General features: G+C 29.9%; 5 protein-coding genes and 2 pseudogenes. 5 read left to right on the forward strand and 2 right to left on the reverse strand.

The window, feature by feature from the left end:
• A pseudogene (locus tag E4T68_RS07695) lies at window positions 1-799 on the reverse strand (ISNCY family transposase); the annotation flags it as partial.
• A 153-nt stretch (window positions 800-952) separates the two neighbouring features.
• Here E4T68_RS07695 and E4T68_RS07700 point away from each other — a divergent pair.
• From E4T68_RS07700 to E4T68_RS07720, 5 genes are read left to right on the forward strand one after another with little or no spacing between them, the layout of a single operon-like run.
• Entirely contained in the window at window positions 953-2,020 is a 1,068-nt protein-coding gene (locus tag E4T68_RS07700; RefSeq protein WP_135125724.1) for an ATP-binding protein, read from the forward strand.
• Window positions 2,013-4,247, forward strand: a complete 2,235-nt coding sequence (locus tag E4T68_RS07705) for a S8 family peptidase (RefSeq protein WP_135125727.1) — start codon at window positions 2,013-2,015, stop codon at window positions 4,245-4,247. Before E4T68_RS07700 ends, E4T68_RS07705 begins: the two co-directional genes overlap by 8 nt.
• A 22-nt stretch (window positions 4,248-4,269) precedes the next feature.
• A complete protein-coding gene (locus E4T68_RS07710) occupies window positions 4,270-4,977 on the forward strand; it encodes an HU-CCDC81 and SPOR domain-containing protein (RefSeq protein ID WP_135125729.1) in 708 nt (235 codons plus the stop codon).
• A gap of 17 nt (window positions 4,978-4,994) precedes the next feature.
• Window positions 4,995-6,470 (forward strand): nucleotidyltransferase, encoded by a 1,476-nt coding sequence (locus tag E4T68_RS07715; RefSeq protein ID WP_135125731.1) that lies wholly within the window; start codon window positions 4,995-4,997, stop codon window positions 6,468-6,470.
• A gap of 3 nt (window positions 6,471-6,473) precedes the next feature.
• Complete coding sequence (locus E4T68_RS07720) at window positions 6,474-7,295, forward strand: hypothetical protein (RefSeq protein ID WP_135125733.1); 822 nt, start codon at window positions 6,474-6,476, stop codon at window positions 7,293-7,295.
• 232 nt (window positions 7,296-7,527) lie between these two features.
• On the opposite strand, the pseudogene E4T68_RS07725 reads toward E4T68_RS07720, so the two are convergent.
• A pseudogene (locus E4T68_RS07725) lies at window positions 7,528-8,581 on the reverse strand (IS630 family transposase).
• Between the last annotated feature and the right edge of the window lie 200 nt (window positions 8,582-8,781).

Consider the following 8,781-nt stretch of genomic DNA (forward strand, 5'->3'; position numbering starts at 1 on the left):
AAGCAAAACCAAACTGTGTCATGGTATCGTCTTGAAGCTGTTGAGTCCCTTTCCTTTGATAATCAAATACCGTTCGTCTATCCGTCAAAAAAGCAGCAGGAATACCATAATTGCTTAATATCTGATGTAACACCTGATAATAGCCTGTTAGCGTTTCTTGTGGGGCAAAATAGGCACCAACACTATTACCAGAAGCATCATCAATGGCAACATGAAGATGAGAGACAGTTTGACCAAACCATCTGAATTGGCTAGCGTCCATTTGTATCAGTTCGCCACAATATTTTTTTCTCGGACGACTAGGGTGGATAGTGTTACTATCTGCTAGAAACTCACAAGAACGGGGTAAGTTTATAGACAATTCATGTCTCACCTGTTGTGCTACTTTTTTCTGTTGTTTTAGTCGTTTTACTGTTTTACGATGTGTTTTGGGAGAAGTCATCCCATGGTTATAGAGAATGGTACGAACAGTTGTATCTGTTAAATTGATGCCATGTTCTTGTTTTAACATTTCAGTAAAATGAACAACATTAGGTTTTAAATTGATAAATGATTGGTATAGTTCTACAATAAAAGTTTTAGTAGATTCAGGTAGACTATGCTTTGGAGAGCGTTTTTTATTTTTATGAGAAAAAGCTGACTTACCCAATTGAACATAATTGTGAAGTAGTCGGTTAATTTGTCTTAATGATAATGTTAATTCAACACAGGCACGTTGTTTTGTTTTTTTGCCATGATGAACGGCTTTGATGACGTTATATTTTTTTATTTCATTCACTGTTAATTCTATCTTTTTCACATCTTTAGTGTATCATTTTGGGACATTTTGTCATTCGATTACTTTAAGCCATTATCACATTCGATTGATAAAAATTAAAATATTTGTCCCATAAACATTTGAATTTGTCCCGAATTGTGATATAATAATAAAGAAAATAGGAGGTATGAAAATATGAAAAAACAAAATGTTTTGAATTTAATAAAATACCATGTGGAAAGGAATGAAAATTCCTTTAGGAATGAGGCGATAGCAATAGCAAGATATTTTGATAGCATAGGAGATTATCAGTTATCCGAATATATTATGGGGTTAATATCTGAATTAAATTTATATTCACCACAAAGTAGTGATTTTGAAAGTGAGTTTTTAAAACAAGTAGAAATAAGAAATTTAGAGGCTTTAAATTTACCACTTGAAATAACAGAAGATATAAAAGGTATTATTAATGCTGTAAACCATAATGTGGGTATTAATAAATTTTTATTTGAAGGATTACCGGGAAGTGGAAAAACAGAAGCAGCTAAAAATGTTGCAAGATTATTGGATAGATCTCTTTTTAGAGTGGATTTTGAAAACTTGATAGATAGCAAGTTGGGACAGACTAATAAAAATATAATAAAAGTATTTAGAGAAATAAATATGCTTCCAAATGCAAATAAGGTTGTGGTTTTATTTGATGAAATTGATGTTATTGCTTTGGATAGAGTTAATTCTAATGATATTAGAGAGATGGGAAGAGTAACATCCACAATTTTAAGAGAATTAGATAGATTGACAGACCTTAATAAAGAGATTGTACTTATTGCAACAACTAATCTATATTCAAATTTTGATAAAGCATTAATTAGGAGATTTGATGCTGTTATTAATTTCAATAGGTATAGTGATGAGGATTTAATAGAAGTTGCTGAATATTATTTTTCTTCATTTATCAAGAATTTTAAAGGAATATCCAAGGATACAAGATTATTTAAAAAAATATTAAGGATAGCAAAAAAAATACCTTATCCCGGAGAATTAAAAAACATTATAAAAACATCACTTGCATTTAGTGATGTTGGTTCTGAGTATGATTATTTGAAAAGATTGTACAATAGTTTGATAGGAAACTTGGATCAAAAGGACGTAAGCCAACTTCATGAAGAAGGTTTTACTGTAAGAGAAATAGAAAAATTAAAAGGGGAATCTAAAAGTGCTGTATCAAGAAAGCTGAAAAAGGAGGAAATAGATAGTGAATAATGTTTTGGAATTAAAAGGGAAACGCTTTGTACAAGCACGTAAAAATAGTAATGGCGGTGGTATAGCTATGAATGGAAAAAATGATGTTAGCACACAGTATTTGTTAAGGTTAAAATCTCAGTTAAGCCAAATTAAAGAATTTTGGGATAAAGAAACAAAGCCGTTTGAAGGTGTTTTGGTTAGTGTTTATTATAATAAAATTGTTGCGAAAAGTAATCGGATTTCTGGACTTTTTAAAGGGGCTAATTCTAATGAAGCAATTGTTGGAGCAAAATTTAATAGAGATAAAAGTAAACACATCATCACATATTTTCTTGATGAGTATGATTTGACAAAAAGCATAGAATTGATTACAGATACTTCAAATATATTGTCTCAAAAATTTGAGGGTAAGATCAGCAAGAATATATTTGAAGATAAAAATATTGTTAATCCAACAGTTTTTAAAGATTTTTCTGTAAGTATGTCTACATTTAAACAGGTGATTGCAGATGTATCGTATATTGATTCTTTTGAGGTAGAGTTACCTACGATAGATGTAAAACAGAGTATTATAACTTTGTATGATGTAAGAGAAGATACAAAATTATTATTTGAAAGATTAGGTATAGATATTTTAAGTAGCAGAATTTTAGATGATCAAACTGTTTACTTAGACGAAAAACAGGTAGCACTACTTTTTGTAAAAGCACCTTATCTTGTTTCAATGGCAACCGTTGATTTGTCAAGTTTATCACCTGATGATTTCATCAATGAATATCAAACAAAAATGGTAACTATACCATCTCCAACTATTGAACCAACAATTGGGGTGATAGATACCTTATTTGATGGAAGTGTTTATTTTAGTGATTGGGTTGAATATCATGATATGGTCTCAGAAGATATACCAAAAAATCCAAAAGATTATAATCACGGGACAGCAGTATCTTCCATTATTGTTGATGGAGCAAGATTAAATCCTTGGCTGGATGATGGCTGTGGAAGGTTTAAGGTTAGGCATTTTGGAGTAGCGGTAGGTGCTGAATTTTCTTCATTTTCAATAATAAAGAAAATAAAGAGTATTGTAGTAAATAATTCAGATATAAAAGTCTGGAATATTTCACTTGGTAGTAATCAGGAAATTAATGACAACTTTATTTCTGCTGAAGCTGCAACACTAGATAAAATTCAGTTTGAAAACAATGTAATATTTGTTGTAGCAGGAACAAATAAACCAAGTGCAGATATAGTAAAAATAGGATCTCCGGCAGATTCTGTTAATAGTATAGTTGTAAATTCAGTTAGTAAGAATGGTCTGTCTACTAAATATGCTCGTAAAGGGTTAGTATTATCTTTCTTTGCAAAGCCTGATGTGAGCTATTATGGAGGCAGTGAAGAAGAGTACATTAGAGTTTGTGAACCTTTAGGGTTTGCGAGTGTTGCCGGAACTTCTTATGCTGCACCTTGGATTGCGAGAAAATTATCTTATTTAATTGATGTGTTAGGACTTAATAGAGAAGTTGCAAAAGCCATGATTATTGATGCTGCAAGAGGTTGGGATGAAAAACCGACTCCTGAGGAAGTTGCTTTATATGGGCATGGAGTTGTACCAATTCATATAAACGATATTATTCAAACAAAAGATGATGAAATAAAATTTGTGGTATCAGATATTAGTGAAAAATGGAATACTTATAACTACGATTTTCCAGTTCCTCTAAAGGATAATAAGTATCCATATATTGCGAAAGCTACGATGTGTTATTTTCCATTGTGTGATAGATTGCAAGGTGTTGACTATACAAATACAGAATTGAATTTGCATTTTGGTCGATTAGGAGATGATAAAAAAATCAAGGATATTAAGGGTGATAAACAAAATACAGAAGAAACATTAGATGGAGAAAGAAATTATCTTTTGGAAGGTGAAGCCAGAAAACAGTTTAGAAAATGGGATAATGTTAAGTATATCGCAGAGAGTGCTACAAAAAGAATGATACCAAAAGACTCCTATAAAAATAAAAACTGGGGTATGGAAGTAAAGACAAATAACCGATTAGATCCCCAAGATGGCGTAGGAGTTAGGTTTGGTGTTGTTGTAACACTCAAAGAAATGAATGGAGTTAATAGAATTGATGAATTTATCAGAAATTGTACATTAAATGGTTGGTTAGTAAATTTAATTGATGTTGATAATAGAGTAGATATTCATCAAAAAGTTAATGAAGAAATTAAGTGGGAATAATAATGAAAGTGTAGGGATATAAGTGTTAGAAAATATAGGAATTAATTTGATTAGCAGTGGAATTTGTTTTTTGATTGGTATATTTGCAACTAATTATAGAAGAATAGGGTTGTTTGTAAAATCGTTGATACATCGGAACGAAGATATTAGGTTTAGCATTGCGTATTTATATAAAATAAAAATAGATGATAAATATCTTTTAATTAAGGGAAGTAAAATAGAACAACTGCAACCTGTTGGTGGAGTATATAAGGTTTGTAGTTCGTTTAGTACTATTGAAAGGAATTTGAATATTATTTTTGAAAATAAACTAGGGTTTTATGAAAAAGAAGATTTAAGATTTTGTACCAAAGGAAAAAATATTAGCAAAGTTCTAAATTGGTTTGATAGTAGAGAAAATAGGGAAGTAGCGGTATATAGAGAGTTTTATGAAGAAATTATAAAAAATAACATATTGCCTATAGAAGTTCTAAGTAGCATGAGAATAGAATTTTTAAAGCAAATAAAACCTAAAATGGCTTATTCTAAGCATTTTAAAAAGAATGAAATATTATTGTTTGATATTTATGAGATCCATTTAACAAATGAATATATTGATATGATATATAAATATGTAAAAGAAGGGAATGATTTAATTAAGCTTGTAGATAGAGAAGATATTGAAAAGGAATGTGTTGATATAAGAGGAAAATCATTTAAAATAGGAGTCCATTCGCAATATATTGTTTAAGAAGAGAGGGTAATAAAATGAAAAAATTTGAAATGTCGAAGGAGATAAAAGAGCTTATTAATGAAATTGATGTTTCTGAATCAAATTATGAAAAAGCATCAAACAGGTATAAGGCAATTGCAAACTATATAAAAGAATCTGACCTAGCAGAATATAGTCCGGATATTTACCTACAAGGTTCTATTAAATTAGGAACAGCAATTAAACCTCTTACTGAAGAAGGTGCGTATGATATAGATATTGTTTGCAATCTGACTAAAAAAAGAAGACATCACCAGACTCAAAGAGAATTAAAAGACGAACTTGGAAAAGTAGTTAAAAATTACTGGTTAAAGCATAGTATGGAAAATTTTCCAAAAGAAAGCAATAGGTGTTGGACATTAAATTATGCAGATGAATCAAATTTTCATATAGATATTTTACCTGCTGTTCCTTGGAATGATACGGATGATGGAAATATTGCAATTTCAGATAAAAGAAGTGATAACTATGATAATATAACATTTGACTGGGAAGTTAGTAATCCTAAAGGATATTCCGATTGGTTCAAAAAACAAAGCGATTTTCAAATGATAAAAGAATCATATGCTAAACGATTTTATGCAAAGATAGAAGAAATTCCAGATTATAAAATAAAAACTCCATTACAAAGAATTGTGCAATTATTAAAGAGACATGCAGAAGTTATGTTTGAAGATGATATGGAACAAAAACCGTCTTCTGTTATAATTACTACTTTGGTTGCAAAAATTTATCCTAAATGTACGATTATTAGTGAGGATTTTAAAACATTATTATTGAATGTAGTTAAAAATCTTTTGAGCGGAATTGAATATGAAAATCCTTGTATTTATAATCCGATTAATAGAAATGAGAAATTATCTTTGAAATGGGATAAGGATAGAAAATATTTTGAAAATTTTTTGAAGTGGTATAATCAACTTAAAGTTGATTTTAGCGTAGATAATAAAGTATTGTCCTTAAATGAGAGTTTGTTTTATATGCAGAGAAGTTTGCGAAAAAATACTAATGAAATTGGAATCTCGTTAAATTCTTTAAGTCATCATCAAAAACCTAAATGGAAAATGTCAAGTATTGCTAAGACTGACGTAGAGATAAAAGCATATTATAGTTGGCATGGTTTCAGATTTAAACAAATAAAAAGTGGTGAAGCTTTGAATAAAAAAGGAAAACTTAGATTTGAAGTCAATGTACCTACACTTAATATAAAAGACTATGATATATACTGGCAAATAACCAATACTGGTTGCGAAGCAATCAATGCAAATTGCTTAAGAGGAGACTTTTATAATTCTAAGCTTGAACAAGGAAAAAGAATAAGGACAGAAGAAACTTGCTATGCAGGTAGACATTATGTTGAGGCATATTTAGTAAAAAATGGTATTTGTTATGGGAAAAGTAAACCTTTTGAAGTTAATATAATTGAAGTTCTTACTTTTGAGTGGTTTAATACAAAAAAACTAGGAGGGTAGTGTATGCCTGATACAATTATAAATTGGTTGTTTGGATTAGTTAAAACAATACCTGAAGATATTATTAAAGCGCTGATATTAGGTTTTTTAATTTTAGTTATAAGAACACTTGTCGACAAAGTTAAATTTTTAAATTCCAAATTTAAAAATTTCATGGTAATGATATTTAGTACAAATATAGAAATATCTACAAAAACCTTTTTTATCGATTCTCCAGAATATAATTATGTTGCAAAAAGAAAAAAGGAATATGTATACAGTCAAAAGTTGAGTGATAATGATGTATGGGGAATTATTATTGTAGGAGTATTGATTGTTTCTATAATTGTTAATTTTTTCAAAGAATATGTAGAGTATATATCTTTGTTCTTAAAGTGGTTTGGACTTATACCTTTAATATTATCTATTATATTTTTATTTATTATATCTTTTAGCAAGGAAGTTCAAAAAGTTACCGTTAAATTCATTATTGTTTCAATGGTTGTTTCCACATTAACATTATATTATGGATTTAACATTAAGGAAATGGTGGTAACAATGAGTCCGTCAATAGTTGATACAAGAAAATTTTTTATATCAGTATATAAAATTTTAGGTGTATCTATAGGAGCAATTCAACAAATGATATCTTATATCTTATTGTTACGTGTATTCAGTGTTTATATTGATAGAAAAAAGAAAAATCCGATACAAGTAATTCGCAAATTTATTTTTAAAACAAAACAATTTGAATCAGTTTCTTTTCTCGTTTTTTTAGTAATATTGTTTTCAGTTTTATCATATTTACTGACGTTAAACGCTGTTCATAATTTTTTATTGAGATAGAGAGATAAACTTAATAGTTTATCTCTCCATATAAATTCCATAATTTTTTTGTATCTTGTAAAGCTCGTCCATAGTAGATTTTGAGGAAGAATACTCTTGCATAAGGGTATTCTTTTTTGGGATTCTATAATGAATAGCTTATATGTTAAATGGTGTTGGTGACCAAATATTGAGCAATCGTATGAGCGGATAGAAATTTCTATCGATTTTTTTAAAAATAAACGATTAACAATCAATGGAAATCAAAAATAGACGAAATAGATTCTCTATGGACAATAGTTTTTAAAGCCGAGCAATTCAAACTCTGAATAATCTTTTGAAGTTGATTAATAACGTCTTCCAATGGTTTAAAAGCTCTGTTCTTAACCTCACGTTTCAGAATCTCTGCCCAAACTTGTTCAATTGGATTCATTTCAGGCGTGTATGGAGGAATAAACGTAAATTCTATATGATGTGGTATATCAAGGTTTCTTGATTTGTGCCAAACAGCATTATCCATAGCTAAAATAATATAATCTTCTGGGAATGCCAGAGATAGTTGTTTTAAAAATTCGTTCATCTATGCACTATTATAACCTCCTGCTATGATGAAAAAGGGTTCACCTGTATGAGCATCCACAGCTCCGTAACAATAACGACACTCTCGAATATAATGACTTGAAACATGGGGGCTATATCCTTTAGGTGCCCAGCACACCCCTATTTTACTAATACGACCAAATCCTGCCTCGTCTTGATACATTAGGTGAACATTTTTATAACGAGGGTGATGTTTGAAACGCTTTCTTGCTCTCATGAATGAGGATTTTATTTTTAGACGCATAAATCACATTAGCGTCTGCTTTTTTAGGGTGTTGAGGACGTGGCTCTACTTTTCTCCACCCATGACGTTTTATAAGGGCGTAAAATCCCTCCTTAGTTGTTGTTCTTCCTATCTTCTCTTGATAAACTTCATAAAAACTTTGAATAGTAATATATTCCCCTTTCAAAGCTTTTTCCAATGCTTCTTTTAAAAAGTTTTCCTCTTCTTCCTTTGTCATATAGCAACGGTGACGTCCACCACGATTTTCTGTTAAAATGCCTTCTATTCCTTTCTCCTTATAGGTATCAACCGTATTCTTTATCGTTTGTGGGACATAGGCTACAATTTTAGAAATCTTATTAAAAGATAGTCTTTCCGAATGCAGAAGGAGTGCTTGTAATTTTCTATGATAAGGTGCTACTTTTTTATTTTTTAATGCTTTTTTGATAATTTGTTTTTCTTCGGTACTTAATTGTAATGTCATACTTCTATTTCTGATTTTTGTTAAGTATAAAAGTGCAACGTATTGATCTAGACAGCATGCTCATATAGAAAAGAGGGTGTACAATAAATCGTGTTGGTGAACAAAAAAGTTCGCCAACACGATTATTTTTTTATAGAAAAAAGTGAAGCAAACCAGTAAACTATAAGTTGAGAGAAAATAGTAAAGAGGTGCTTCACATG

The sequence above is a fragment of the Granulicatella sp. WM01 genome, from assembly GCF_004570605.1.
Lineage (GTDB): Bacteria > Bacillota > Bacilli > Lactobacillales > Aerococcaceae > WM01.

Coding starts and splice junctions, on each gene's coding strand:
- E4T68_RS07720 (WP_135125733.1), top strand. CDS start 6,474: ATGCCTGATACAATTATAAATTGGTTGTTTGGATTAGTTAAAACAATA.
- E4T68_RS07715 (WP_135125731.1), top strand. CDS start 4,995: ATGAAAAAATTTGAAATGTCGAAGGAGATAAAAGAGCTTATTAATGAA.
- E4T68_RS07700 (WP_135125724.1), top strand. CDS start 953: ATGAAAAAACAAAATGTTTTGAATTTAATAAAATACCATGTGGAAAGG.